The organism is Actinoplanes sp. NPDC048988, from assembly GCF_043197815.1.
Lineage (GTDB): Bacteria > Actinomycetota > Actinomycetes > Mycobacteriales > Micromonosporaceae > Actinoplanes.
In genome coordinates, this window is record NZ_JBICTW010000003.1 from 617983 (window position 1) to 644391 (window position 26409).

Below are 26409 nucleotides of genomic sequence, written 5' to 3' on the forward strand. Positions count from 1 at the left end.
TCGTCGTCGCTGAGCAGGTCGATGTCGGCGATCGGGCGGTCCGGCGCCGCCGTGACCGCGGCCAGCAGCCGGGTGAACCGCGCGGCGAGGGCCACCACGGTTTCCCGGTCGAACAGGTCGGACCGGTATTCCAGAGTGCCGATCAGGCCTTCGGGCCGTTCCGCGACGTCGAAGGTGAGGTCGAACTTCGCCGTACCCGTGTCGATGAGCCGTGGCGTGACGGTCAGGCCGGGGAAGCCGGCCACCTCGGGCAGCGCGGCCTGATAGGAGACCATCACCTGGAACAGCGGGTGGTGGGCCAGGGACCGGGCCGGGTTGAGCTCCTCGACCAGCCGCTCGAACGGCAGATCCTGATGGGCCAGGGCGGCCAGATCGGTGTCCCGGACCCGCCGGAGCAGTTCGGCGAAGCAGGGATCGCCGCCGACGTCCGTCCGGAGAACGACGGTGTTGACGAAGAAGCCGACGAGCCGTTCGAGCGCGTCGTCGCCGCGACCCGCGACCGGCGTGCCGAGCGGGATGTCGTCGCCGGCGCCCATCCGGTGCAGCAGGGCGGCCACCGCGGCCTGCACGGTCATGAACAGCGTGACGCCGTGCCGCCGGGCCAGCTCGCGCACCGAGGGGTCGACCGGGAAGGTGACCGTGCCGCCGTGCTCACCGGGGTGGGCCGGCCGGGGCCGGTCGGTGGGCAGGCGCAGCGTGGCGGGCGCGCCGTCCAGGGCCGTCCGCCAGAAGTCCACCTGGGCGGAGAGGTCGAGGCCGTTGTGCCAGGCGGCGTAGTCGGCGTAGCGGACCGGCAGCGGCGTCCACGCGGGCGCCTCGCCGCGCCGCCGGGCCGCGTACGCGGTGGCCAGGTCGTCGAGCAGGGGCGTGAGCGACCACTCGTCGCCCGCGATGTGGTGCACGACGAGCAGCAGGACGTCGCCGGCGAGGACGGCCCGGATCGGGATCTCGGCGGTGATGTCGAACGGCTCGCGGACGGCGCCGGCGATCGACGTCCCGGTCCGCAGCCCGATCTCGGCGCCCCGCACGACCGGATACGGCTCGCCGTCGCGGTCGGCGAAGACCGTGCGCAACGGCTCGTGCCGTTCCACCACGTCGACCAGGGCCGCTTGCAGAGCCCCGGTGTCGAGGTCGCCGCTCAGTTCCAGAGCCAAGGGCAGGTTGTACGTCGGGTTGGGCCCGTCCAGGCGGGACAGGAACCACAGGCGCCGCTGGGCGGAGGACATCTCCGTGCCGGCGCCCCGGGTGATGGTGGACGCGGGGCGGACCGTGCCGGCGCGGGCGGCCAGGCCGGCGACGGTCGGCGCGTCGAACACGTCGCGCAGGGACAGATCCGCGCCGAACAGGGTGCGGGCCCGGGACGCCACCCGGGCCGCCAGCAGCGAATGGCCGCCCAGCGCGAAGAAGTCGTCGCGGCGGCCGACCCCGGGCACCCCGAGCACCTCGGCGAAGACGCCGGCGAGCATCTCCTCCTGCGGGGTGCGCGGCGCCTCCTCGGCCCCGCCGCCGGACAGGTCCGGCTCGGGCAGGGCGTTGCGGTCGAGCTTGCCGTTGGGCGTCTCCGGCAGCTCGTCCAGCGGCACGAAGGCCGCCGGAACCATGTAGTCGGGCAGTTCGGAGGCGAGCAGCCGGCGCAGATCGGCCGGTGCCGCGCCGCCCACGAAGTAGGCGACGAGACGCCGGTCCCCCGGCCGGTCCTCACGGATCAGGGCGACAGCCCGCTGGACGCCGTCGGCCGCCGCGAGCGCGGCCTCGACCTCGCCGAGCTCGATCCGGAAACCGCGGAGCTTCACCTGATGGTCCACGCGGCCGAGAACGTCGAACTCACCGGTGGTGCGCCGCCGGGCCAGGTCGCCGGTGCGGTACATGCGCTCGCCCGGCACGAACGGGTCGGCCACGAAACGGGAAGCCGTCAACGAGGGCCGGTTGAGGTAGCCGAGCGCCACGCCTTCGCCGGCCAGGTAGAGCTCGCCCGGGAACCCGTCCGGCACCGGCCGCAGCGCCGCGTCCAGGACGTAGGCGCGAGTGTTCCAGACAGGACGGCCGACGGTGACTTCCGCACCGTCGACGGAGGCGGCGGTGGACCAGATCGTCGTCTCGGTCGGCCCGTAGAGGTTGGTGACCGAGGCGGCGCTCGCGCGCAGTGCGGCGGCCAGGTCCGGCGGCAGGGCCTCGCCGCCGACCAGCACGCGCAGCCCGGCCACGGCCGACGTTCCGCCCGGCACGTCGGTCAGCGCCCGCCACAGCGTCGGAGTCGCCTGCACGACGGTGGCGCCGGTCGAGGCGACCAGGGCGGCGAGAACGGCCGGGTCCTGAACCGATTCCTTGGCCGCGACCACGACCGCGGCCCCGCTCAGCAGCGGCAGGTAGAGCTCCAGGGCGGAGATGTCGAAGCTGACCGTGGTGACAGCCAGGAGCCGGTCCCCGGCCGTCAGCGGGATCAGCGACCGCATCGCCAGCAGGAAGTTGACGAGGTTGCGCCGGGTGACCACCACGCCCTTGGGCCGGCCGGTCGAGCCCGAGGTGTACAGGACGTACGCCGCGTCCGCGCTGACGGGTCCCGGCCGCTCCAACGGGGTGACGCCGTCCCCGTCGACCAGCAGGGCGGGCGCGCTGTCGGTCAGCATCCAGGCGAGCCGTTCCTCGGGGAAGGACGGGTCGAGGGGCAGGTAGGCGGCCCCGGTCCGCTGCACCGCGAGCAGGGCGACCAGCAGCTCGGCCGTGCGCGGCAACCGGATCGCGACGATCCGGCCCGGCCGCGCCCCGAGCCCGGCCAGCCGGCGCGCGAGCTCACCGACCCGCACGTCGAGCTCGGCGTAGGTCAGCGCCGTCCCGTCCGGTGTCGTCACGGCCACGGCCGACGGCGTACGGGAAAGCTGGTTGCGCCACAGGGAATCGAAGCTCTCGTCCGGCAGCGCGTGAACGGTGTCGTCGATCGCCGGAGCACCCGCCAGCCCGACCCGGCCGCTCGGAACGGCCGGATCGATGGACGCGAGGGTGGTGAGCAGCGCGGCGAACCGGTCCGCGTGCGCGTCCAGGTCGGCCTCGGAATACCGGGCCGGATTGGCGTCGAGGACGACCTCGAGGACGTTCCCGCCCCGGTCGTCGACGGTGATGGACAGGTCGTCGACCGGCCCGGCCGCGATGTAGCGCGGCGTGCCCCGCATCCCGGCGAAGCTCAGCGAAGCACCGAACGGCTTGATGTTCACCCACGGCCCGACGAGCCGCCGCTCGCCGCCGACCAGGCCGAGATCGCGGCGGATGTCCTCGCCCCGGTACCGCTGGTGCGGCCGGATCGCCTTGACCTCGTCGGCCACCCGGCGCACCAGGTCGCCGACGCTGCGGGCCGGGCTGACCGGGATCCGCAGCGGCACCACGTTGACCGCGGTGACCGGCACCCGGGCCGCCACCGAACCGAGCCGGCCCATCATGGGCAGGCCCAGCACGACCTCGTCGGCGCCGGTGAGCCGGTGCACGTAGAGAGCGGTGGCGGCCAGGATCGCCTCGACCCGGGTCGCGCCCAGCCGGTCGAGGCCGGCGAGGCCGGAGAGCACGACGCGGCGGCGCCGGAACGTGGGGCTGGGCCGGGCCGGGCCGGCGGCCAGATCGGGCACCTCCAGGCCGGCGAGCCGATTCCGCCAGAAGTCCCGATCGGCCAGGCGTTTCGGCGATTCCCGGTACGCCCGGTCCTCGGCCACCACGTCGGCGAGCGACCCGAACGGGCTGGGCGACGGCTCCTCGCCGCGGGACAGCGCGGTGTAGACGGCGGCCAGCCGTTGCGCCACCAGGGCCGAGGTGTAGGCGTCCATGACGATGTGGTGGCAGCGCTGGTACCAGGTCCAGCGCCCCGGTCCCCGGCGGATCAGCGCCTCCGCGAACACCGGCCCGCGTGCCAGATCGATGGGGGTGGCGAGGTCTGCCCGCATCCAGCGGTCGGCGTCCGCGCCGGCGAGGTCGAGGACCTGAAGGCGCCAGTCCGGTGCGGCCACGATCTCCTGGCGCGGTTCCTCCGCCGTACCCACGAATCGGGCGCGCAGCGCCTCGGCCTCGCCGAGCACCCACCGCAGGGACCGCTCGAAGAGCGAGGGGTCGACGTCGCCGTCGATGTCGACGGCCGCGGCGGTGGTGAAGGCCGGTCCCGGGTCGAGGTGCTGTGCGAACCAGACACCCGCCTGGGCGGCGGAGAGTTCGAGGGGATCGGGCACGGTCGTGGCTCCTTGTGGTGCTGAGCGCAGGGCGGAGCCCGCCGCGCCGGGATCGGCGCGGCGGTCCGCGGGGCAGGGCGTCGGGTTAGGCGGCGTCCATACGGTCGATCAGGCTCTTGGGGCGCAGATCGGTCCAGTTCTTCTCGACGTACTCGAGGCAGGCGGCCCGGCTGTCCTCGCCGAACACGATCCGCCAGCCGGCCGGGACCTCGGCGAAGACCGGCCACAGCGAGTGCTGGTTCTCGTCGTTGACGAGCACCAGATAGCGGCCGTCCTCGTCCTCGAAGGGGTTCGTCGTCACTTGGCCTCCTCCGTCCACGCCAGACCGTCCGGGCTGGGCACCAAGCCGTCGCTGAGCAGCGGGGCCTCGAACGCGTCCGCGCCGCGCACGCCGCGGACCTGGATGTTGTTCATCTCGGTCATCACCTCGCGCACCACCGGCGTGCCGAACAGGTGGTGCATGCGCTCGCCGGACTCGGTCTGCATGCTGCCGGTGCGCTCGACCGCGTCGGCCAGCCCGGCCGACGACTTCTGGAACTCCTCGACCATCGCGTCGGCGTTGGTGAAGGCCTGCTCGCCGGAGTGCACGCCACCGACGAGGGTCACGAACGCCTCGAGGTCGGTCGCCTCGAAGTTCGTCACCTTGCGGGCCTTCCAGAAGTACGAGTCCTCGTTGCTCTGCATGTCGTAGAAGGCCGACAGGAACTCGTAGAAGACCCGGAACTCGCGGCGGTAGCGGCCCTCGAACTCCTCGAAGGCGCGGTCCTCGCTGATGTCGCCGGCCAGCACGCTGTTGATCGACCGGGCGGCCAGCAGCCCGGCGTACGTCGACAGGTGCACGCCGGTGGAGAAGACCGGGTCGATGAAGCAGGCGGCGTCGCCGACCAGCACCATGCCGGGCCGGTGGAACGAGCTGTTGGTGTACGAGTAGTCCTTGCGGGTGCGGATCTCGCCGTACGTGCCCTCGGTGACCCGGGTCGCCTCGGACAGGAAGCCCTTGACGATCTCGCAGCGGTCGATGAAGCCGCGCAGCGACTTCTCCGGGTCGCCCTGGAGCTTGGCGGCGTGCTCGCGCGAGATGACGGCGCCGACGCTGGTGAGCGTGTCGGAGAGCGGGATGTACCAGATCCAGCCCTCGTCGAACGCGGCGCACAGGATGTTGCCGGAGTCGGGGGCGGGCAGGCGCTTGCCGCCCTCGAAGTAGCCGAAGACGGCGATGTTCTTGAAAAAGTCGGAGTAGATCCGCTCGCCGCGCACGTTCTGGTGGATCCGGCTGCGGTTGCCGGAGGCGTCGACCACGAAGGACGCCCGGATCTCGTGCTGTACGCCGTCCGCGCCGGTGTACCGGACCCCGCGAACCCGCTCGTCGTCGGCGACGACCTCGGCGACCGGGCTCTCCTCGCGCACGTCGACGCCCTTGGCGGCGGCGTTGCGCAGCAGGATCTCGTCGAACTTCAGGCGCTCGACCTGGTACGCGTACGAGGTGGGCCCGGAGAGCTCGGGGGCGACGGCGAACAGGAAGTTCCACGGCACGGGGTTGGTGCCCCAGCGGAAGCTGCCGCCGCGCTTGACCATGAACGCGGCCTTCTCCAGCTCCTCGGTGACGCCGAGCAGGCGGCCGATGCCGTGCACTGTGGACGGCAGAAGCGACTCGCCGATCTGGTAGCGCGGGAACTTCTCCTTCTCCAGCAGGACCACGCTGTGGCCGCGCTTGGCGAGCAGGGTCGAGACGGTGGATCCGCCGGGGCCGCCGCCCACCACGACGACGTCGACGTTCTCGACGACCGGGCTCATCGCTGAGCCTCGGTTCGCTGCGCCGTCACTAGGTTGTACCAAGCCTTCACGGTGGGCTCCTGCGCCAGATCGAGGTAGCCGGCCTCGAAGCCGGCCTCACGCCACCGGGTCGCGAGGCTCATGAGCCGGATCGAGTCGAGGCCGCGGTCGATGAGGTTGTCGTCGTCGGCGAACGTGCCGGGCTCCTCGGCGAGCACCTCGGCGACGTCGCCGCGCAGACGTTCGAGGCTCAGGGATGCGGTCATCAGCGCTCTTCCTTCGGTGGTTTGTTAGGTAAGGCTTACCTGATGATTTCGCGTGAGTAAAGGATTCATCTGCCTCTTTCTACGGATAAGTCGTAGATGTGCAGGGCAGCTCGCTTGTGTCCAAGATCTCGAACACCCAGGAACTGAAAACCCGCGCCCTCGAACATGCGCCGGGCCACCGTGTGCCGCTCGTCCGGATCGGCCAGGACCTTCCGCGTACGGGGGTCTTTTTCGGTAAGGCCGTTGGCGATCGCTCGCACCATGGCCCGCCCGAGCCCGCGCCCGGTCCGCGCCTTGTCGCCGATGGCCAGGTGGATTCCGAGGTCGTACGGGCCGGCGTCGTACACCTGCCCGACGACGTCGCGTGGCGTCCGGTAGATCTCGACGTACGCGAGCGGCTCACCCTCGTACTCGATGATGTAGGGCCGGGAGAAGTCGCCCTGGAGCTGCTCGGCGATGGCGCCGGCCCACCGCCGCGGCGACCACGCCTGATCCCAGAAGAGCTCGACGTGCGGCTCGTTCATCCAGCGGCTGACAAGCTCGGGATCCGGGCCGTCCGGGGACAGCAGGCGATGGGACCAGGGCGGCGCCAGGACGGGCGCCGGGGGCGGCCCCGCCGCGACCACGGCCGCGGCGAGACCAGCCGTCACCTCACGGGTGGACACTCAGGAAGCCGCCTTGGCCGCGGTGGCGATCGTCGGCAGGACGTCGGTGATGATGTACTGCACCGACAGCGGCGTCGGGGTGCGCAGCGAGCTGAACTGCGGACCGGTCAGGGCGACGTAGGACTTGCGCTTGACGGAGCCCAGGTTCTTGAACAGGGTGTTGCCCTCGAGCGTGGGCTGCAGCGACGGCTCGGCGTAGTAGACGAGCGTGGTGTCGGCGTCGAGCACGCCCACCTTTTCGAGGCTGAGCTGAACGGCGAAGTCGTCACCCTTGAGCGCGGCGACAGCCGGGGCGAGCTTCATGCCGAAGTCGTTGAGCATCTTGACGCCGGCGTCCTTGTCGGAGCGCAGCACGCCGATCGAGCCGGCCTCCCACATCTGGCTGAGCGAGAACTGTTTGCCGGCCAGCTCCGGGTGATCGGCCTTCGCCTTGGCGATCTTGCCCTCGACGTCGGCGATGATCGGGGCGGCCTTGGCGTCCTGGCCGATGGCCTTGGCGACCTGCTTGAGCGTGGTCTGCCACGGATCCTCGAAGGCGCCGGTGGTCTCGTACGCGGTGGTCGGCGCGAGTTTGCTGAGCTTGGCGTACTCGTCGTCGATGTAGTAGTCCCCGCCGGCCAGGATCAGGTCGGGCGCCAGCGCCGCGATCTTCTCGACGTCGAAGCCGGTGTCGCCGGCGGTGAGCACGGCCGGCTTGGAGGTGAGCAGCGGCTTGGCCCACGCGGTGACACCGTCCGGCCCGGACGACTCGGCCACGCCGACGGGCTGCACGCCGAGCATGAGCAGAGCGTCCAGATCGGCGTCGGAGAGGGCCACGATCCGCTGAGGAGCGGCCTTGACCTCGGCCGTGCCGAGCTTATGGGTCAGCGAAACCGGAAAGCTGGCGGCCGCGGCGGTGGACGCCCCCGGCGCCGCCACCTGATCGGCGTCGTCGCCTCCACACCCACTGAGCAGGGCAAGCCCGGCGGTGGCGGCGACACCCGCCGCGAAGACACGTCTGGCTAAGGACATCTCGGACCTCACGTTCGCAAGTTAGGTTTGCCTAAGCTAAGCGACGCCGGTTCGTGGGGGCAAGGCCGTGTGAGAGTTTCGGTAAGGCTAACCTTCCATCGACGCTTTGCACGAGACTGTCCCCCACTAGTTGGCACGGGCCCCTCGTTCGGTTCGGTTCTGATGGGAGGGTCATGACGGCGGTCGTTATCCGGCGTGCCGGTCCATCCCGGAGGTTGTGGGTGCTGGCCACGCTGCTCGCGGCGGTTGCCGTGGCAGTGGTGCTGAGCCTGGCGATCGGCGCCCAGTGGCTCAGCCCGGCCGCGGTCTGGCAGGCGGTGACCAACCCGGATCCGGCCGCACCGGCCACGGCGATCGTCCGCGAGCTGCGCCTGCCCCGCACCGTCCTGGGCGTCCTGGTCGGACTGGCCCTGGGCGCGGCGGGCGCCCTGATCCAGGGCCACACCCGCAACCCGCTGGCCGACCCGGGCCTGCTCGGCATCTCAGCCGGCGCGTCGTTCGCCGTGGTGATCGGCATCCAGTGGGGCACGGCCCAACTCACCGGCTACATCTGGTTCGCCTTCGCCGGCGCCCTGGCCGCCAGCGTGGCCGTCTTCGGCATCGCCTCCGGCCGCCGAGGCGGCCCCACCCCCGTGACGCTGGCCCTGGCCGGCATGGCGATCAGCGCCCTGCTGTCCTCGTTCACCCAGTCCCTGCTCCTCTCGGACGACGCCAGCCTGAACGTCTTCCGCTTCTGGGTCGTCGGCTCCCTGTCCGGCCGCGACGCCGACGTGGCAGTGCAGGTGCTCCCGTTCATCCTGCTCGGCCTCCTGCTGGCCGTCGTGAACGCGCCGGCCCTCAACGCCCTGGGCCTGGGCGAGGACATAGCTCGCGCCCTGGGCCAGCGCGTGACGACGGCCAGAGTCGTAGGCGTGGCCGCCATAGTCCTGCTGGCCGGCGCCGCCACCGCCGCCTGCGGCCCGATCGGCTTCCTGGGCCTGATCGTCCCCCACGTGGCCCGCACGTTTACCGGCCCCGACCACCGCTGGCTGATCCCCTGTTCAGCCCTGGCCGGCGCGGCCATGCTCCTGCTGGCCGACGTCCTGGGCCGCGTCGTGGTGAGCCCCGGCGAGCTTCAAACCGGCATCGTCCTGGCCGTCATAGGCGCCCCCTTCTTCATAGCCCTCGTTCGCCGCCGCCGCGGAGTGGTGAAGCTTTGACCCCTGTTCTCACTGCTGATCGCGGGACGGAAGGCCCATGACACAAGCACCCGTCACGCCCGCCGGCCGCCGCGTCGTCCAGGCGGGCCCCGTCTCGGGCACGGTGTCACCGCGCACGGTCGCGGTCGGCACCGCCGGCCTGGTGGCAGCCCTGGCGATCGCCGTCGTCAGCATCGGCCACGGCAGCTTCACGATCGCCCCCGGCGACGTAGTCCAGGTCCTGCTGGGCGGCGGCACCGCGGCCCAAAAACTGATCGTGCTCGACCTGCGCCTCCCCCGCGTTCTCGTCGCGCTCCTGGTCGGCGCCGCCCTGGCCGTCTCGGGCGCGCTGACCCAAACCTTCGCCCGCAACCCCCTGGCCAGCCCCGACGTCCTGGGCGTGACCCACGGGGCATCCCTGGGCGCGGTGGCCGTCATCGTCCTGGGCTACTCCTCCTCCGCGGTGCCCTTCGCCGCGCTGGCCGGGGCTCTGGTCACCGCCGTGCTCGTGTACGTACTCGCCTGGCGCCGCGGCATAGACGGCTTCCGCCTGGTACTGGTCGGCATAGGCGTCGGCGAGATCCTGACCGCCGGCGTCTCCTGGTTCCTGGTCCGGGCCGAGATAGTCGACGCCACCCGGGCCACGATCTGGCTCAACGGCTCGGTCGCCGGCGCCGAGTGGACCCAGGTCCGTCCACTCTCCCTGGCACTGGTGGTCCTCCTCCCCCTCGCGACAGCCACCGCCTTCACCCTCCAGGCGATGCAGTTCGACGACGACGTCGCCCAGGCCCTCGGCATTCGCCTGCAACTGGCCCGCCTGGCGGTCGTCCTCACCGCGGTCGCCCTGGCCGCGGCGGCGGTAGCGGCGGCCGGCCCGATCGAGTTCGTCGCTTTCCTGGTCCCCCAGGTCGCCCTCCGTCTCTGCGGAGGCTCCCGTCCCCCGTTGGTGGTCTCCGCGATCCTCGGCGCCCTGCTGGTCGTCGCCGCGGACCTGGCGGCCCGAACGGTCCTGCCCGACCGCGAACTGCCCGTAGGCCTGGTGACAGCGATCGTCGGCGCCCCCTATCTGCTGTGGTTGCTCGTCCGCGTCAATCGAAGGGTTTCCGCATGACCGTCCCGACGACCGAGGAGCGCCGCCGATGACCGCGGCCCACGGAGCGCCCTTCACCGACGGTCAAGGCGCCCCTATCGCCTCCGACGCCGCGGTTTCCCCCGTCGCTGTTTCCTCCCCCGCTTCCCCTGCTTCGCCCGCAGCTGCTTCCCCCGCCGCCGACACCCCCAAGCCGGCACCGCGGCTGCGGGCGCGAGGGCTCCGGCTCGGCTACGGCGAGGACATCGTCGTGGACGGGCTGGACCTCGACATCCCGGACGGCGCGATCACCGCGGTGGTCGGGCCGAACGGCTGCGGCAAGTCGACGCTGCTGCGCGCCCTTGGCCGTCTGCTGCGTCCCCGTGACGGCGAGGTGCTCCTCGACGGCCGGCGCATCGACAAGATGCCCACCCGCGAGGTCGCCCGCATCATCGGCATGCTGCCCCAGAGCCCGGTCGCACCCGACGGCCTGACGGTCGCGGACCTGGTCATGCGGGGCCGGCACCCGCACCAGAACTGGTTCCGCCAGTGGTCGCCGACCGACCAGAGCGTCGTCACCGAAGCCCTCGAGTGGACGGACATGCGTGACCTGGCCGAGCGCCCGGTGGACGCCCTCTCCGGAGGCCAGCGTCAGCGCGCCTGGATCTCCATGGCCCTGGCTCAGGGCACCGAGGTCCTGCTGCTGGACGAGCCCACGACATATCTGGACCTGAGCCACCAGATCGATGTGCTGGATCTGGTGGCCCGCCTCCACCGCGAGCGGGGCCGCACCATCGTCATGGTGCTGCACGACCTCAATCTCGCGGCCCGGTACGCCCACCACGTGGTGGCCATGAACGACGGTCGCGTCGTGGCGCAGGGCTCCCCCGAGTCGGTCTTCACGGTGGAGCTGCTGGCTGACGTGTTCGGGCTGGCGGCTCTGGTCGTTCCGGACCCGGCCACTGGTACGCCGCTTGTCGTACCTCTCCCGCGGTCGTCATAGCTCTGCCTCCTGCCGGTCCGTCTTCGTTGCCCCAGAAGCTTCACACCTCACGCCTCGGGTGTCGTCATACCGAGGTCGGTCATACCGTGGTCTGACGACATCTCCGGCCCCGCTCCGTACCTTCGTCGGCAACACCTTCCCGGCACGAGGGGCGACGATGAAGGCATTGGTTCAGCGGATTTCCGCGGCGACGCCGCCCGGCCGCGATCGTGGCATCGACGGCTTACGGGCGGTCGCCGTGCTCGGCGTGGTTCTCGGTCACTGGCTGGTCACCGCACTCGACAGCACCTTTCATATAGCGAGCCCACTGCACTACCAGCCTCACCTGGTACCGGTGAGCTGGCTGTTCCAGACCCTCGCGGTCTTCTTTCTGGTTGGCGGGCTGGTCACTCGACCCGGCCCGCGGTACGGCCCATGGATCTCAGCTCGCCTGTCCAGGCTGTTCCGTCCGGTCGCCGCGCTAGTGGGCGTATGGAGCGTCATCGCGCTTCTCGCGCCTGGATCGCCGGTACGGCTGGTGACGAGTCCGCTGTGGTTCCTGTTGGTGTTCGCCGCGTTGACGGCCACCGCGCCGCTGCTCCGCCGTCTGCATCCGGCCTGGCCTCTAGCCACTGTCGCGATGGTCGACCTGGTGCGACTCGGCCTGGACGGACCCGCCGCGCTCGGCTGGATCAACGTGGCCGCCGGCTGGGCCGTGCCGTTCACGCTCGGCATGGCGTGGGCGCGAGGCCGGCTTCGAGACCACGCCACGTTGTGGATGCTGCTCCTCGGCGGCGCCGCCGCGACCGTCGTTCTCGTTCGCTGGTGCGGTTATCCCGCCTCGATGGTCGGCGTGCCCGGCGACGGCTTCTCCAATCTCGATCCGCCCAGCCTCGCGGCCGTCACCTTCGGCCTGGCCCAGTGCGGGGCCGCCGGCCTTCTGCTGAATCCGTTGCGCCGGCTGCTCTCACGCCCGGCGGCCTGGATGCCGGTGGCCGTGGCCAACCTGCATGCCATGACTGTCTTCCTCTGGCACCAGACCGCTCTGATCGCCGTGACCGCGGTGGCCCTGACTACCGGCCGGCTTGTGCCCGGCCTGCACACCACGCCGGACGGTACCGGCTGGGTCCTCGCCCGGCTGGGGTGGCTGCCGGCCTTCGCCGCGGTTCTTGTCGGCCTCTGCCTCGCCTTCCGGCAGCTGGAGCGACAACCTGTCAGAGGCAGGTCGTCAGCGGCTGACCGGGGTCGCCACCGGAAAGTTCTGGTTGAAGACGTCGTCCGGGTCGACGCGGCGCTTGATGTCGCGGAGGCGGCTGAGTGTCGCGGGCGGGAAGGCAGCTTCGAGCAGTTCGGTGGAAAAGCTCGTCTCGAAGCTCAGGTACAGCCCGTCCATCATCGGCCACACCCGTTCCCACGCCTCGTCGAAGGGCATGCTGGAGACGGCGGTCACCGAGAAGTTCTGATGGCGGTGCGCGTACGCGGTGGCGTCTCGGGCAACGTCGTTGATCGCGCCGCCGGTCGAGCGGATCTGAAGCATCTCCACGGCGCCGCTTCCGGCGAGGTCGGCCAGGCGGGCGGTGATCGGCTCGTCCAGATGGACGGCGAGCCCGGTGTGCGTGGTCGCGCCCTGTTGTCCTCGGTGCGGGGCGTGGGTGGCCGTGACCACCCCGGCGTAGGGCACGAGTTGCGCCTGCTGACCGAGTACCGGCGCGACGGCGGTGAAGGGCCCGAAGGCACGGCCGGCTCCCTGCGGGTCGTCGCCGGCGTAGACAATGGTGGCGAGCGCGAATTCGCCGCCCATCAGATACAGGAAGGCGGAGATCTCCCTGGGCGCGGCCTCGACGGTCTCGCCCCAGGCGCGCAGGAACCGTGCGACGTCGTCCACCCGGTACTGCAGAGTGGCCCGGCCGACCACCGGCACCCGATCGGCCCGGAAGTCGAGCGACGTGACGATGCCGACGTTCGCTCCGGCGCCACGGATCGCCCAGAAGAGGTCCGGGTCCTGCTCGGCGTCGACCCGCCGCACCGTGCCGTCGGCGGTGACGACCTCGGCCGCGACCAGGTGATCGATGGTGAGCCCGTGCGCCCGGCCCATCAGGCCGACTCCGCCGGTGGTCGCGAGCCCGCCGACGCCGACGTCGCCGGAGTCGCCCGAGCTGATCGCCAGGCCCCACGGATGCAGCGCCGCCGCGACGTCGCCCCATCGAGCGCCGGGGCCGATCCGAACCAGGTCGTCGCCGATCCGTTCGACACTGTTCAGGAGGCCCAGGTCGATGACCGTGCCCTCCACGTTGGTCGCGACGCTGCTGATCCCGTGGCCGCCGCTGCGCACCGACAGTGGGCCACCGGCGTCGCGAGCGAACCGCAACGCCTCGACGACCTCGGGCGTGGAGGCCGGACGAGCCACGGCGGCCGGTCGGCCGGTGGCCGTGTAGACATCCCGGACGGCGCGATAGAGCCGGTCGCCGGGCCGCACAACTTCAAGCATCGAAAAGCTCCTCGAACGGAACCGCCGGATGGCGGCTCAAGCTGGGCGCGGGCCCTCGGTCAGGTCCACGAAGTAGTGCAGGTCGTCGCCGGTGAGCGGGCTGATGCCGGCCACCAGTTCGGCGATGTGCGTGCCGACGTGAGTGGCCGGAATCCAGCGCTCGTCGTCGACACCGGCCAACTGCCGGGCACGGGTGCGGATCACGCCGAGGATCACCTCGTAGACCCGTGGGCCGCGGCCGCCCAGCTCGGCGGCGATCGTCCTGGTCATCGACTTGGTGGCGGCGGCAGTCAGCGCGACGCCGCCGGCGCCGGGGAACGGCAGGTCGGCGCTGAGGCCGTTCAGCTGCGCGATCATCCCGTCGGGTGTGAGCGTCGGCAGGAACGCGCGGTAGGCGCGGAAGATCGTGGTCTGGTTTTGCACGATCAGCTCGTCCCACTCGGCGTCGGTGAGTGTCAGCAGCGGCTTGCGGCCCTGCCGCCCCCAGTCGGCGACGCTGAGCACGACACCGGCGAACGGTCCGTGGGCGGTCCTCAGTTCCGTCGCGCGCTCGCGCAGCGCCGGGTCGAGGAGGTCCAGGGTCTCGCCGCGGAGCCGCGGGTCGCCGACACGGGCGGCGAAGTCGTCGAGCGTGCTCTGCCGCCGTGACGTGACGACCACGGTGGCGCCCCTGGACAGCAGGGTCCGGGTGACGCCTTCGCCGACACCGCCGGCGCCGCCGATGACCAGCACGGTCTTGCCGGTGAGGTCGGTGCCGGGTGAGGCCCACGCCGGCGCCTCAAGGGTGTGCTTCTCGGTTGTCGTGCTCATTTGGTCTGCTCAGCTTTCGTCTGCACGTGGTCAAGCAGGATCTGCAGGGTGGTGTCGAGATGTTCGAGCTGCTCAGGGTCGAGGGCGTCGGTGAACCAGCTCCGGGCCGAGCGCAGGTGGGGACCGAGGGCCTTGCGGTAGGCCGTGCGGCCCTCGTCGGTCAGGGCGACGACGGCGGCGCGACCGTCGCCGGGCTCGCCGCGGCCGCGCCGGACCAGACCACGCTCCTCCATGCGCCGCAGCTGATGGGAGAGGCGGCCCGTGTCCCAGCCGAGCGCGCGGGCGCATCCGGTGGAACGCATGGTGCCGTCGGGTGCCGATGCGAGCTGGGCGAGCACGGTGAAGTCGGCCTCCGAGAGCTGCGCGTCCGCCCACAGGTCCCGGCCCACCTCCCGGCGCACGGCCTCGCCCAGAACGATGAAGTTCTGCCATACACGCCGCTCCGCGGCCGTCATTCTTCCTGACACGTCAGCAAACTTAGAACTTTGCTGACACGTCAGCAAGTGATCTGGATCGCTCCCCCGAACGGAGGCTGAGGGCATGGGAAGTAAGCGCGGCGCGGCGCGGGGTTGGGGTGGCGGCTAGAGGGCGGGAGCGGCGACGGTCAGGAGACCTGCTGTCGCGTCCAGGTGAGCCTGGACGCCTAGGCCTACGGCTATCTGTTCGGGGCCGTGGCCGATGGGGAGGCCGCTTAGGACGGGGATGCCGAGGTGGGCCAGTTCGGCGGCCAGGTAGTCGATGACGGGAGGGCTGGGGTGGGGGTCCACGCAGTCGGTGAACTGGCCTACGGCCACGCCGGCCAGGGAGGAGAGCCAGCCGGCTCGGCGGAGGTGGACCAGCATGCGGTCCACTCGGTAGGGCTCCTCGTTGACGTCCTCCAGCAGGAGGATGGCGCCGGTCGTGTCGGGGGCGTGTGCGGTGCCGATCGTGGAGGTGAGCATGGCGAGGTTGCCGCCCAGCAAGGTGCCCTCGGCGGTGCCGGGGACGCGCACGGGAAAGGTGTCCTCGGAGCTGTCGGCCCGCACCTGGACAGGGGCTGACGTCATGAGGGCGTGACGGAGGGCCTGCGCGGAGCGCGTGCCGGGGCCGCGGTCGAGCTGGCCCGCGGTGGGGCCGTGCACGGTGGCCAGGGTGGTCTCGCGCCAGAGAGCCAAGTGGAGGGCGGTGATGTCGGAGAAGCCGGCGATCAGCTTGGGGTCGGCGCGGACGGCGCCGAAGTCGACGCCGTCGACGATGCGCTGCATGCCGTAGCCGCCGCGCAAGAAGAGCACGGCGCGGACCGCGGGGTCGCGCAAGGCGGCGTTGAGGTCGGCCAGGCGCTGCTCGTCGGTGCCGGCCAGGTTGCCGTGCCGGCCGTGGGCGTGGGCGCCGACCTGTACGCGCAGGCCCCACATCTGCAAGGTGCGAGCCGCCGCCTCGGTTCGCGCCGGGTCGGTGGCGCCGGACGGCGACACCAGGGCGACCAGGTCGCCGGCCACCAGATGCTGACCTCGGATCATGGGCGGCAGCCTACGCCGGTGACCGGCGCGGACGGAGGGAGTTCACGAGTCGACGGTTGTACGGTCTCACGCTCACGCCAGGCGCCGCGGCAGGTTCCATGTGAGGACGCGCGTCAGCTTCGCCGGCGGAACCAGCCCCGGTTACGCGGGATCCGGGGGCGGGCGGCGCACTCCTTGCACTGCGCGGCGACGGTGAGCTGATCGGCCATCAGCGCCGAGTGGGAACGGCAGATGCGCCGCCCGCAGTCGGCGCATCGGCGATGCGTCACCACATTGCACTTCACGCCCGAGCTCAGGGGAAGCTCGCAACCCAGCACAATCAGTGATCTAGTCACAGGGCGCAGTGTGCCAGGCACATGAAGATCAGTCCAGACCTCTTGCAAATAGGTCAACCGCATGCAATTTGCACGGAGCCGTAGGGTAGTGATGATGGCACAGAACGACTCACTCGATCTCGCCCGGCAGATGACGGTCTTCGGCGCGGTGGGCCGGGTGCTGCGGCGGGCCGTCCGCCGGGTCGCGTCCGTCGACCGGCTCTCGATGGCCCAGGTCGAGGTGCTGCGGACGGTCGAGGCCCACCCGGGCATCGGCACGCGAGCGACGGCCGAAGAGCTGCAACTGGTGCCCAACACGGTGTCGACCATCATCGGTGAGCTTGTGACGGCGGGGCTGATCACGCGCGTACGGGACGAGGGTGACCGTCGTGTCGCCCGGCTGAACCTGACCGGCCAGGGTGAGAAACACCTGGCCTCGTGGGGTGAGACCCAGGACGCGGTGCTGGCCGCGGCGCTGGAGCGACTGGACCCGGCCGACCGGGACGCCGTGCGGCAGGCCCTTCCCGCGGTGCGCAGGCTGCTGGCCGTGCTGGAGTCGGACGGCGGCACTTCTTAGAGAGCTCTTAGTCTCGATTACTTGAGCCTTCATCTAACTGCGTCATGGTGGGATCATGACGATCACGGCCAGACCCGGCGCCGGACGACAGGCGCCACCCCGATCCGGGCCTTCCGCGACGCCACGCTGGTGGGGTGACGCCGGTGGCGTCGTCGCCGGCACGACCCTGCTCGTGGTGACCGCACTCTGGGTGAGCCACGGCGGACTCCAGTCCGTGACCGGCGGTGGACCCGGCGCGGTCTCCTCGATCGGCCGCCTCGTCGGTCTCTGGGCCTCCGACCTGCTGCTCCTGCAGGTGCTGACGATGGCCCGCATCCCGATGGTGGAGCGCGCCTTCGGCCAGGACAAGCTGGCCCGCTGGCACCGCTGGTCCGGCTTCACCTCGTTCTGGATGATGATCGCGCACATCGTGCTGATCACCATCGGCTACGCCGGCACCGCCCGGACCAACCCGTTCGCCCAGCTCTGGACCATGATCTGGAACTTCCCGGGGATGCTGCTGGCCGCGGCCGGCACGGTCGCCCTGATCATGGTGGTGGTGACGTCGGTCCGGGCCGCGAGGCGGCGATTGCGGTACGAGTCGTGGCATCTGCTGCACCTGTACGCGTACCTGGGCGCCGGTCTGGCCCTGCCCCACCAGCTCTGGTCGGGCTCCGACTTCGTCGGCTCGGCCTGGGCCGCCACCTACTGGTGGACGCTGTGGGGTGCGGCCGCCGCCTCGGTGCTGCTCTTCCGGCTCGGCCTGCCGCTGCTGCGCAACCGCCGGCACCAGCTCGTGGTCGACCGGGTCGTCACCGAGGGTCCGGGCCTGACCTCGGTCTACCTCACGGGGCGTGACCTCGATCGGCTGCCGGCACGGGCCGGGCAGTTCTTCCAATGGCGCTTCCTGGACGGGCCGGGCTGGACCAGGTCGCACCCGTTCTCCCTGTCGGCCGCGCCGGACGGCGGCCACCTGCGCATCACGGTCAAGGACTCCGGTGACGGCAGCTCCCGCGTGGCGTCGCTCAAGCGCGGCACGCGCGCCCTCGTCGAGGGTCCCTACGGCAAGCTCACCGGCGAGTCGTACCACGGCGGGCCGGTCGTGCTGCTCGCGTGCGGCATCGGCATCACCCCGCTGCTGTCGTTGCTGGGTGAGCTGCCGTACGGCCAAGGAGAGGCGACGCTCGTCTACCGGGCCCGCAGCGAGGCCGAGATCGCGTTCCGGCCCGAGCTGGAATGGTTCGCGGCCCAGCGTGGCGTGACCGTGAAGTACCTGGTCGGCCCGCGCGCGGCCGACGGCTCGTGGCTGCCGTCCGGGCACCGCGACACGGACGTCGACGCCCTGCGCCGCCTGGCCCCCGGCCATCGCGGACGCCGAGGTCTACCTGTGCGGCCCCGACGCCTGGACCGAGGCCGCGCACAGCGCCGCCCGGGCCGCCGGGGTGCCCGCCGCCCGCCTGCACACCGAACTCTTCTCCTGGTAAGCGAGGACCCCTGATGCGCCGAATCACCCTGTGGGCCTTCTCCACGGTCGCCGCGCTCGTGCTGCTGTTCAGCTACCGCACGAGCACGAACACTCCAGCCACCCCGGCGGCGGCCGAGGCTCCGCTCTCGGAGCCGAGCGCGGCCGGCAGCACCCCACCGTCGGCCGGCCCCAGCGGATCGGCCTCCGCGAGCACGTCGAAGAGCGGTCCCCTGGAGTACGACGGGTCGTCCGTCCAGACGCAGTGGGGCCCGCTCCAGGTCCACATCACGGTCGCCGAAGGCAAGATCACCGAGATCACGGCGCCGACGTCGCCGGCCGACAATCCGGCCGACGCGGGCGTGACAGCCGGGGCGCTGCCTCAGCTGCGCGAGCAGGTGCTGGCGGCGCAGAGCGCCTCGATCGACGGGGTGTCGGGGGCGACCTTCACGAGCGAGGCCTACAAGCAGTCGTTGCAGGCGGCCCTGGACGCCGCGCAGTTCTGATCCCCGGCGCACGCCGGGTCGCCGGAAGGGGTAGAACCGAGGGACGATGCGGATACTCGTGGTGGATGACGACGCGGCGGTGCGGGACTCGCTGGCCCGGACCCTGCGGTTCGAGGGCTATCAGGTGGACACGGCCGGCGACGGCGCGCAGGCGATCGACGTGGCGCGGTCGGCCGGGCCGGACGCCATGATCCTGGATGTCAGCATGCCGGTCCTGGACGGGCTCGAGGCCTGCCGCCGGCTGCGGGCCGAGGGGCTTCTGCTCCCGGTTCTGATGCTGACCGCGCGGGACAGCGTCGGTGACCGGGTGGCCGGGCTCGACGCGGGCGCCGACGACTACCTGGTGAAGCCGTTCGCACTTCAGGAGCTGCTGGCCCGGATCCGGGCCCTGCTGCGGCGCTCGGCTTTGAACGGCGGCCCGCCCGCCGATGAGCAGCGGCTGGTTTTCGCCGATGTGCGGCTGGACGAGGTGACGCGGGAGGTGTGGCGCGGCGATCGGCAGCTGCGTCTCACCCGTACCGAATTCACGATTCTCGAGGCTTTTCTGCGGCATCCGCGGCAGGTGCTGACCCGGGCCGCGCTCTTCGAGCAGGTGTGGGGTTACGACTTCGGCGAAGGGTCGAACAGCATCCACGTCTATCTCGGCTACCTGCGCCGCAAGCTGGAGGCCGAGGGCGAGCCGCGGCTGCTGCACACCGTGCGCGGGGTGGGTTTCGTGCTGCGCGAGGATCCGCTGTGACCGACCGGCCGGGATGGTGGCGGCGGCGGACGTTGCACACCCGCCTGTCGTTGATGGTGGCGTGTGCGGTGGCCGCGGCCGTCGTCGTCATGGCCGGGGCGGCCCTGCTCACCGTGGCCGCGCTGCAGGAGCATCAGCTGGAGGCGGCGCTCACCTCCGACGCCCGGTCGATCGCGGCCGCGCCCGGCGAGTGGCAGGAGATCCAGGAGGGCACGCCGAAGGGCTACGACCACCACAAGCCGCTCGGGCCCACCTGGCAGCTGCTGGACACGTCGGGGGCGATCGTCAGCGGCTCGGCCGGGACGCTGCCCGTGACCGCCGCGGCCAGGGAGATCGCGGCCGGGAAGCGGCCGCCCCTCCAGGAGGAGGTGATCATCGATGGCGATCACCATCAGATGCTCACCGTGCCGGTGAAGTACGGCGGCGGGGCCGTGCAGGTGGCCATCAATCAGGAGCGGACCCGCAATCTGCTGACGGTGCTGGCGGGGGCGCTCGCCGCGGCCTGTGTGCTCGGGATCGCGGGCGCGGCCTGGCTCGGGCGGGTGGTGGCGCGGGCCGGGCTGGCGCCGGTGGAGAAGCTGACCGAGTCGGTCGAGCAGGTGGCGGTCACCACCGACCTGACCCGGCCGGTCGAGGTGTCGGGGGTCGACGAGATCGCCCGGCTCGGGCGTTCGGTGAACACGATGCTGGCGGCCATCGACGCGGCCCGGCGGGCGCAGCGCACCCTGGTCGAGGACGCGGGGCACGAGCTTCGTACGCCGCTCACGAGCATCCGTACCAACGTGGAACTGCTGTTGGAGGTCGAACGCCGCCCGGAGCTGGCCCACCGGCTGCCGCCCGAGGAACGGGCCTCGCTGCTGGAGGACCTCGATTCTCAGGTGCGCGAGCTGGCCACGCTGACCACCGAACTGGTCGAGCTGGCGAGGGAGGAGACGACCCGGGAGGCGGTCGAGCCGGTCGAGCTGGCCGACGTGGTCACCGCGGCGGCCCATCGGGTACGGACCCGGGCGCCCGGCGTCGTCTTCACGACCCACCTCTCCCCCGGCACCGTGAACGGGCGGCCGGGCGAGCTGGAGCGCATGGTCGTCAACATCCTCGACAACGCGGCCAAGTGGAGCCCGGCCGGCGCCACGGTGACGACCACCCTGCGGGCGGACGGGCCGCACTGGTGGGCGCTGACCGTGGCCGACGAGGGTCCCGGTATCGCCGCCGAGGATCTTCCGCACGTGTTCGACCGGTTCTACCGGGCGCCGGCCGCCCGCGCCATGCCCGGCTCGGGTCTGGGCCTGGCCATCGTCGCCCAGACCGCGACCCAGCACGGCGGTACGGTGGCCGCCACCGCGAACGAGCCGTACGGCACGGTCGTGACCGTTCGGCTACCGCGCTAGGTCGTCGAGCCGGTGGGGCCGGCCCGAGCCACCCGGACCGAGCACGGCGATCGCGGTCACGCCGGGCCGCCCAGATGGCGTACCTCGGTGATCTCGACGGCTTCCTCGATGGACACCTTGCGCACATGGGCGCCGCGGTTGCGCTCCATCCGGACCAGGCCCTCGGCCGCGAGATCCCGCAGGGCGGCCCGGACGTTGAAGCGGCTGGCCGCGAACCGCTCGATCAGCTGGGCCTCGACAAGCCGCTCCCCGGGCAGGTATTCGCCGTGGAGAATCGCCTCACGCAACCGGTCCCGGACCTGCGCGGCCGCGGTTCCTCGGTGTTTCTCAGGCTGCATCAGCGCAGCCTGGCGCACCCCGCTGACAACATTGTCAACAATCTCCGCCGAGTCTGATCGAGGACGCATCGACGCCGCCGGATCGCTGCCGGGTGGAGGGTATGTCGATGAACAAGACGCTGGTCGTGGTCGCGCTGAGTCTGGTCGGTGGCTTCGCGGGCGCTCAGGCGCCGGCGGACATCGACAGTGTCCGGGTGTGGAACGGATTCGCCCTCGATGCCGTACGGGTCACCCGCGCCACCGACGCGGACGCGGCCCGGATGTACGCGATGGTGAACGTCGCGATGTACGACGCGGTGAACGGCCTGGCCGGCGGGCGGTCCCGGACCTCGGCCCTCGTGCCCGGCCCGGGACCGCGCCACGCCGACCCGCAGGCCGCCGCCGCGTCCGCCGCGCACGAGGTGCTGGTCGCCCTCGACCCGGCCCGCGCGGCCACCTACGACGCCCGGCTCACGGCCGACCTGGCCCGCCTCACCCACCCGGGGTCCGGCGCCGCCTGGGGCCGGCACGTCGGGCAGGCCGTCGTCGCGGCGCGGGCCGACGACGGCTCCACGCCCGTCGAGTCCCAGCCCGCCGGCGAGGGCCCGGGCGTCTTCCGGGCCGCCTGGCCGGGCACCCAGTACCGCAACGTGCGGCCGTTCGCCGTGGCCGACCCGGGCCGCTACATCCCGGCCGGTCCACCCGCGCTGACCAGCGTGCCCTACGCCGCCGCCCGGGCCGAGGTGGCGGTGCTCGGCGATGCCGCCCGGCCCGACGCCGACCTGCTGGCCACCTATCAGTACTGGTCGCTGCCGGCCGGCTCGGACCAGCCGCCCGGCGAGTGGCTGCGGATCGGCCTGGGCGTCGCCACGGCCCGCCATCTGCCGCTGGCCGAGCAGGCCCGGCTGACCGCGCTGCTGAGCATGGGCCTGGCCGACACGACGGTCGCCACGGTCGGCACGAAATACCGCTACCGCCACTGGCGCCCGACCACGGCGATCCGCGAGACGACCGATCCGGCGTGGACGGCCCGGGCCGGCAGCGTCGGCGGCACGCCCGAGTACACGTCCGGCCACAGCTCCTACAGCGGCGCCGGCGCGGCCCTGCTGGCCGGCTACTTCTGCGACGACGGCATCGCCTTCACCCACGTCACCGATTCGGCGCCGGGCGGTGCCGCCCGTTCCTACCCCGGTTTCTCGGCCGCGGCCGCGGAGGCCGGGCGTTCCCGGGTGTACGGCGGTCAGCACTTCGAGTTCAGCAATCAGGCCGGCCTGTCCACGGGCCGGGGTGTGGCGGCCGAGGTGCTGGCTACCCGCCTGTTGGTCCGGAACGGGCCGACCCACGTGGGCGCCTGCCCGCGCTGAGCCGGTCCGCGGCGTCACCGGCGGCGGCCCGCGTCATCGGCAGCAGCGGGCTCGACGCCATCAGAGTCAGGTCCTCGGCCCACGAGGTGGTGCCGTCGAGGAACCGCAGGACCCGGTCGGGCGGGTTGCGGTCGAAGAGGCGGTCGAAGAAGGCCACCCCGTCGACCAGGCCGCGGTCCAGGGCCCGCAACTGCACGGCGTCCATCCAGCGGTGGCGGAGTGGATAAGCCGGCTTGGGTACGGGCGGACGACCGGCCGCCACCGCGCGGGCCACCTCATCGGCCTGCCGGACCATCGCCGAGAACGTGAACCCGGTCGACGGCCGCGTCGCCCCGCCGGCGGTCCCCAGACGTACCACCCGCGCACTGGGCCGAGCCTCGAAGACGCCGTCGGTCATCGGGATCACGCCGTCCTCGACCTCACGGACCCGCAGTGCCCCCAGGTCGAGGCCGGTCAGATCGGCGTAGCCGCGCAGAGCGGCGTCGTAGGCGTCCCCGTCCAGCACGGCCGGCGAGAACTCGGTGTACTCGACGAGGGCGAACCGGTCGCTGACCGGCAGCACGTAACCGAAGGAAACACCACGGGCCGGTTGCGGCGTACGGAAATCCATCAGCACCGCGGACTCCGGATCGAAGACCGGCCGGTCGGCTTCCAGCCACCACCCGCGAAAATGCTGAAGCCAGTTGGTCCGCCCCGGCCGCGCCGGCTTGCGGGGCCGCGAGTCGAGCGCGAAGCCCGCCCGCACCAACGGCGTCCCGTCCGCGTCCAGCACGGTGACGCGATCACCGTCGTCGACCACACGCCCGGCCGGCGCGGTGATCCGCACGGCGCCGAGCCGCTGTTCGACCTCGGCGGCCAGCTCGTAGAGGGGCGCCGAGCGCAACATCGCGTACCGCAAAGGCTGAAGCTCGAGCACCCGCCGCCGCTCCGGCGTCACCACGTCGACCCGGTCCCAGCTCGCGCTCAGCAGCTGGTCGAAAGCGGTGCCGGGCGTTCCCCAGAACGCCCACGTCCGGTCCTGCCCGCGCTTGCGTACCGGATCGACGATCGCCAGCCGTACGCCGGGAAGCCGCTCCCGCCCGAGGGCGGCCAGCACCAGCGACGCCGCTCCCCCACCACCCACGAGCACAAGGTCGACGTCCGGGATCACGTGTCTCACCCTATCCGGCATGATGATCGCCATGTCGAGTCGTGCCCTGAGCTTCGGCGCCGTGGCGGAGGCCTACGAGAGGTTCCGCCCCGGTTACCCTCCCGAACTGTTCGACCTGGTGACGGGGTACGCCGGGAAGCCCGTCCGAACCGCCCTCGAGATCGGCGCCGGCACGGGCAAGGCGACCCGCCTGTTCGCCCGCCCCGGCATCACGGTCACCGCCACCGAACCGGACCCGGGCATGCTGGCGGAGCTGCGCAAACACGTACCACCGAAAACAAAGACCGTCGAGGCCGCCTTCGAGGACCTGCCGCTGGACGAGCGCTACGACCTCGTCTACGCGGCGGCCTCCCTGCACTGGACCCGCCCCGAGACCCGCTGGTCACGCATGGCCGCGCTGCTGAACCCGGGCGGCGTCTTCGCGGCCTTCGGAGGCCCGATCGACCTGGCCGACCCGGAGGTGGAGGAAGCCGTCCGAGCCGCCCGGTCCCCGTTCCTGGAGGACGACGACGTCCCCCTGCCGGGCGCCGACACGCGGGTCAGCCCGTCCGGCCGCTTCACCGACCTCCAGCACCACGTGATCGAACGCCGTTTCACCATGACCACCCACGACTACGTCGGCAACCTCTCGACCATCTCCGCCTACCTGGAACTGCCACCTCCCCAGCGGGACCAGCTGTTCAACCGGATAACCGAGGTCCTCCCACCGACCGTCGCGATCAAAGCCGACATCACCGTCGATCTCGCCCGCCTCGCCCCGTGACCCTCCGCGCGGCCAAGGACTGAGCCCTCGGTTGACTGAGCACCTGATCGTGGTGTTGCCGCCACTGCTAGGTTGATCTCTGGTGTGCCGGGAAGTCTGGTCGGCGGTCGATGACGGCTGGGCGGAACCGGAGGACACGCGTGAGCACGATCGCCTGGATCGCGGTGGCGGTGTTCGCCGGAGCGTACGTCCTGATCGCCACCGAAAAGATCAACCGGGTCGCCGTCGCGCTCGGCGGGGCCTCGATCATGCTGGCGCTGGGCGCCACCGACGCCGAGCACGCCTTCTTCTCCGAAGATTCCGGCGTCGACTGGAACGTCATCTTCCTGCTGCTCGGCATGATGCTGATCGTCGGCGTGCTCAAACGCACCGGCCTGTTCGAGTTCGTGGCCATCTGGTCGGCCAAGAAGGCCCGGGCCCGCCCGTTCCCGATCATGGTGATCCTCGTGGCCGTCACCGGCGTGGTCTCGGCCGCGCTGGACAACGTCACCACCGTCCTGCTGGTCGCACCGGTCACCCTGCTCGTGTGCGACCGGCTCGGCGTACCACCGGTCCCGTTCCTGATCGCCGAGGTCTTCGCCTCCAACATCGGCGGCGCCGGGACACTGGTCGGTGACCCGCCGAACATCATCATCGCCAGCCGCTCCGGGCTGACCTTCAACGACTTCCTCAGCGTGCTCGCACCGTTCGTGCTCATCGTCCTGGTCGTGCTGCTCGTTCTGTGCCGGATCATGTTCCGCAAGGCCTTCCGGTACGACGCCGAACGCGCCGCCAAGGTGATGGCCCTGCGCGAGCGCGACGCCATCCGCGACCCCCGGCTGGCCGTGCTCAGCCTCAGCGTGCTCGGCGCCGTGCTGGTGGCCTTCACCCTGCACACCGTCCTCGGGCTGGAACCGTCCGTCGTCGCGCTGCTCGGCGGGCTGCTGCTGCTCGCCCTGTCCCGGGTCGACGCGACCGAGGTGGCCCGCGAGGTCGAATGGCCGACGCTGATCTTCTTCGCCGGCCTGTTCGTCATGGTCGGCGCCCTGGTCACCACCGGAGTCATCGACGAACTCGCCCACGCCGCGACCGGCGCCGTCGAAGGAAAACTCTGGCCCGCCACCCTGCTGCTGCTCTGGGCCTCGGCCGGGCTCTCGGCGATCGTCGACAACATCCCGTACGTCGCCACGATGAGCCCCATCGTCAGCGAGCTCGTCGACGCCTCCGGCGGCAACGACCACGCCCAGGTGCTCTGGTGGGCCCTGGCCATCGGCGCCGACCTCGGCGGCAACGCCACCGCCGTCGGCGCGTCAGCCAACGTCGTCGTGCTCGGCCTCGCCGACCGCGCCGGACACAAAATCACCTTCTGGGGCTTCACCAAGTACGGGCTCATCGTCACCGCCATCACTGTGGCGCTCGCCGTGCCGTACCTCTGGCTCAGGTTCTTCTAAGTGCCGAGCATCCGGTCCAACAGCCCATCGAGGGTGATCACCCCGGTCATCACACCGGACCCGTCGACCACCGCGACCAACGGCACGTTCGATCGAGCCATCACCGACGCCACCTCCAGGACCGTGGCGCTCCCGCGCACCGCCGGCAGCTCGGGCCGGTTGCGCGGCAGCAGGTCGGCCACCGTGCGGTCGCCGACACCGTCCAGGATGACGTCCGCGGCAGCCTCGTCGATCACCCGCGCCAGCGCCGGATCGTCCTGGCAGTACGCCGGCAACGCCATCCGCAACACCTGAGTACCGGCCAGCACCGTCAACGGCCGCCCTTTGCCGTCGACCACCACCAGGCCTGGAAGATCCTGCGCGGCCAGCACCCGCACGGCCTCCCGGGCCGGCAGATCCTCGGCCACCGTGCTCATCGAAACCGCCACATCACGAGCGTGCACAAGCGCCTCCTCGCACGTGATCCACCATACG

At 71.6% G+C, this 26409-nt stretch carries 25 protein-coding genes and 1 pseudogene (1 of these 26 only partly in view); 12 read left to right on the top strand and 14 right to left on the bottom strand.

Features of this window, described 5'->3' with window-relative positions:
- The 6 genes from ACGFJ7_RS13690 to ACGFJ7_RS13715 form a co-directional block, all read right to left on the bottom strand.
- Nucleotides 1-4205: the 5' portion of an amino acid adenylation domain-containing protein gene (locus tag ACGFJ7_RS13690; RefSeq protein ID WP_392642345.1), read on the bottom strand. 10381 nt of this gene lie to the left of the window's left edge; the window shows 4205 of its 14586 coding nt (coding positions 1-4205); it begins with the start codon at nucleotides 4203-4205; the stop codon falls past the left edge of the window.
- 85 nt (nucleotides 4206-4290) lie between these two features.
- Nucleotides 4291-4506: an MbtH family protein gene (locus ACGFJ7_RS13695; RefSeq protein WP_360258146.1), complete on the bottom strand. Its 216-nt coding sequence runs from the start codon at nucleotides 4504-4506 to the stop codon at nucleotides 4291-4293.
- Nucleotides 4503-5999 (bottom strand): tryptophan 7-halogenase, encoded by a 1497-nt coding sequence (locus ACGFJ7_RS13700; protein WP_392642346.1) that lies wholly within the window; start codon nucleotides 5997-5999, stop codon nucleotides 4503-4505. The genes ACGFJ7_RS13695 and ACGFJ7_RS13700 overlap by 4 nt, the downstream gene beginning before the upstream one ends.
- Entirely contained in the window at nucleotides 5996-6244 is a 249-nt protein-coding gene (locus tag ACGFJ7_RS13705) for a phosphopantetheine-binding protein (RefSeq protein ID WP_360258151.1), read from the bottom strand. The genes ACGFJ7_RS13700 and ACGFJ7_RS13705 overlap by 4 nt, the downstream gene beginning before the upstream one ends.
- Nucleotides 6245-6309: 65 nt before the next feature.
- Complete coding sequence (locus tag ACGFJ7_RS13710; protein WP_360258154.1) at nucleotides 6310-6909, bottom strand: GNAT family N-acetyltransferase; 600 nt, start codon at nucleotides 6907-6909, stop codon at nucleotides 6310-6312.
- Nucleotides 6910-7920: an ABC transporter substrate-binding protein gene (locus ACGFJ7_RS13715; RefSeq protein WP_392642347.1), complete on the bottom strand. Its 1011-nt coding sequence runs from the start codon at nucleotides 7918-7920 to the stop codon at nucleotides 6910-6912.
- A gap of 173 nt (nucleotides 7921-8093) precedes the next feature.
- Between ACGFJ7_RS13715 and ACGFJ7_RS13720 the strand changes: the two genes are divergently transcribed.
- From ACGFJ7_RS13720 to ACGFJ7_RS13735, 4 genes and pseudogenes are all read left to right on the top strand, one after another.
- Nucleotides 8094-9119: a FecCD family ABC transporter permease gene (locus ACGFJ7_RS13720; protein ID WP_392642348.1), complete on the top strand. Its 1026-nt coding sequence runs from the start codon at nucleotides 8094-8096 to the stop codon at nucleotides 9117-9119.
- A gap of 37 nt (nucleotides 9120-9156) precedes the next feature.
- Nucleotides 9157-10209 (top strand): FecCD family ABC transporter permease, encoded by a 1053-nt coding sequence (locus ACGFJ7_RS13725; RefSeq protein WP_392642349.1) that lies wholly within the window; start codon nucleotides 9157-9159, stop codon nucleotides 10207-10209.
- Nucleotides 10210-10237: 28 nt separating this feature from the next.
- Complete coding sequence (locus ACGFJ7_RS13730; RefSeq protein ID WP_392642350.1) at nucleotides 10238-11170, top strand: ABC transporter ATP-binding protein; 933 nt, start codon at nucleotides 10238-10240, stop codon at nucleotides 11168-11170.
- A 157-nt stretch (nucleotides 11171-11327) separates the two neighbouring features.
- A pseudogene (locus tag ACGFJ7_RS13735) lies at nucleotides 11328-12323 on the top strand (acyltransferase); the annotation flags it as partial.
- 54 nt (nucleotides 12324-12377) lie between these two features.
- On the opposite strand, the gene ACGFJ7_RS13740 reads toward ACGFJ7_RS13735, so the two are convergent.
- The 5 genes from ACGFJ7_RS13740 to ACGFJ7_RS13760 all read right to left on the bottom strand — a co-directional run bounded on the left by ACGFJ7_RS13740 (nucleotide 12378) and on the right by ACGFJ7_RS13760 (nucleotide 16281).
- On the bottom strand, nucleotides 12378-13637 hold the full coding sequence (locus ACGFJ7_RS13740; RefSeq protein ID WP_392642351.1) for an FAD-binding oxidoreductase: 1260 nt from the start codon (nucleotides 13635-13637) through the stop codon (nucleotides 12378-12380).
- A 36-nt stretch (nucleotides 13638-13673) separates the two neighbouring features.
- Nucleotides 13674-14447, bottom strand: coding sequence for an SDR family oxidoreductase (locus ACGFJ7_RS13745; RefSeq protein ID WP_392642352.1), 774 nt, complete (start codon nucleotides 14445-14447; stop codon nucleotides 13674-13676).
- Nucleotides 14444-14914, bottom strand: coding sequence for a MarR family winged helix-turn-helix transcriptional regulator (locus tag ACGFJ7_RS13750; protein ID WP_392642353.1), 471 nt, complete (start codon nucleotides 14912-14914; stop codon nucleotides 14444-14446). The genes ACGFJ7_RS13745 and ACGFJ7_RS13750 overlap by 4 nt, the downstream gene beginning before the upstream one ends.
- Before the next feature lie 114 nt (nucleotides 14915-15028).
- Nucleotides 15029-15946: an LD-carboxypeptidase gene (locus tag ACGFJ7_RS13755; RefSeq protein WP_392642354.1), complete on the bottom strand. Its 918-nt coding sequence runs from the start codon at nucleotides 15944-15946 to the stop codon at nucleotides 15029-15031.
- 113 nt (nucleotides 15947-16059) lie between these two features.
- Nucleotides 16060-16281: a hypothetical protein gene (locus ACGFJ7_RS13760; protein WP_392642355.1), complete on the bottom strand. Its 222-nt coding sequence runs from the start codon at nucleotides 16279-16281 to the stop codon at nucleotides 16060-16062.
- Between the two features lie 94 nt (nucleotides 16282-16375).
- On the opposite strand from ACGFJ7_RS13760, the gene ACGFJ7_RS13765 reads away from it, so the two are divergent.
- From ACGFJ7_RS13765 to ACGFJ7_RS13785, 5 genes are read left to right on the top strand one after another with little or no spacing between them, the layout of a single operon-like run.
- Nucleotides 16376-16837, top strand: a complete 462-nt coding sequence (locus ACGFJ7_RS13765; RefSeq protein WP_360258176.1) for a MarR family transcriptional regulator — start codon at nucleotides 16376-16378, stop codon at nucleotides 16835-16837.
- A 55-nt stretch (nucleotides 16838-16892) separates the two neighbouring features.
- Nucleotides 16893-18314 (top strand): ferric reductase-like transmembrane domain-containing protein, encoded by a 1422-nt coding sequence (locus tag ACGFJ7_RS13770; protein ID WP_392642356.1) that lies wholly within the window; start codon nucleotides 16893-16895, stop codon nucleotides 18312-18314.
- On the top strand, nucleotides 18314-18784 hold the full coding sequence (locus tag ACGFJ7_RS13775) for an FMN-binding protein (RefSeq protein WP_360258181.1): 471 nt from the start codon (nucleotides 18314-18316) through the stop codon (nucleotides 18782-18784). The genes ACGFJ7_RS13770 and ACGFJ7_RS13775 overlap by 1 nt, the downstream gene beginning before the upstream one ends.
- A gap of 46 nt (nucleotides 18785-18830) precedes the next feature.
- Complete coding sequence (locus ACGFJ7_RS13780) at nucleotides 18831-19523, top strand: response regulator transcription factor (RefSeq protein ID WP_360258183.1); 693 nt, start codon at nucleotides 18831-18833, stop codon at nucleotides 19521-19523.
- A complete protein-coding gene (locus ACGFJ7_RS13785) occupies nucleotides 19520-20911 on the top strand; it encodes an ATP-binding protein (protein WP_392642357.1) in 1392 nt (463 codons plus the stop codon). The genes ACGFJ7_RS13780 and ACGFJ7_RS13785 overlap by 4 nt, the downstream gene beginning before the upstream one ends.
- A 56-nt stretch (nucleotides 20912-20967) precedes the next feature.
- Here ACGFJ7_RS13785 and ACGFJ7_RS13790 read toward each other — a convergent pair whose 3' ends face one another.
- Nucleotides 20968-21249 carry a GntR family transcriptional regulator gene (locus ACGFJ7_RS13790; RefSeq protein WP_392642358.1) on the bottom strand — a complete coding sequence of 94 codons (282 nt, stop codon included), beginning with the start codon at nucleotides 21247-21249 and terminating at the stop codon, nucleotides 20968-20970.
- Nucleotides 21250-21356: 107 nt separating this feature from the next.
- Between ACGFJ7_RS13790 and ACGFJ7_RS13795 the strand changes: the two genes are divergently transcribed.
- Entirely contained in the window at nucleotides 21357-22592 is a 1236-nt protein-coding gene (locus ACGFJ7_RS13795; RefSeq protein ID WP_360258189.1) for a vanadium-dependent haloperoxidase, read from the top strand.
- Here ACGFJ7_RS13795 and ACGFJ7_RS13800 read toward each other — a convergent pair.
- Nucleotides 22537-23763: a lycopene cyclase family protein gene (locus ACGFJ7_RS13800; protein WP_392642425.1), complete on the bottom strand. Its 1227-nt coding sequence runs from the start codon at nucleotides 23761-23763 to the stop codon at nucleotides 22537-22539. The two genes, ACGFJ7_RS13795 and ACGFJ7_RS13800, sit on opposite strands and share 56 nt — an antisense overlap.
- Nucleotides 23764-23773: 10 nt before the next feature.
- Between ACGFJ7_RS13800 and ACGFJ7_RS13805 the strand changes: the two genes are divergently transcribed.
- Entirely contained in the window at nucleotides 23774-24505 is a 732-nt protein-coding gene (locus ACGFJ7_RS13805) for a class I SAM-dependent methyltransferase (protein WP_392642359.1), read from the top strand.
- Between the two features lie 140 nt (nucleotides 24506-24645).
- A complete protein-coding gene (locus tag ACGFJ7_RS13810; protein WP_392642360.1) occupies nucleotides 24646-25935 on the top strand; it encodes an SLC13 family permease in 1290 nt (429 codons plus the stop codon).
- On the opposite strand, the gene ACGFJ7_RS13815 is transcribed toward ACGFJ7_RS13810, so the two are convergent.
- Nucleotides 25932-26378 carry a CBS domain-containing protein gene (locus tag ACGFJ7_RS13815; protein ID WP_392642361.1) on the bottom strand — a complete coding sequence of 149 codons (447 nt, stop codon included), beginning with the start codon at nucleotides 26376-26378 and terminating at the stop codon, nucleotides 25932-25934. The genes ACGFJ7_RS13810 and ACGFJ7_RS13815 overlap by 4 nt on opposite strands.
- Between the last annotated feature and the right edge of the window lie 31 nt (nucleotides 26379-26409).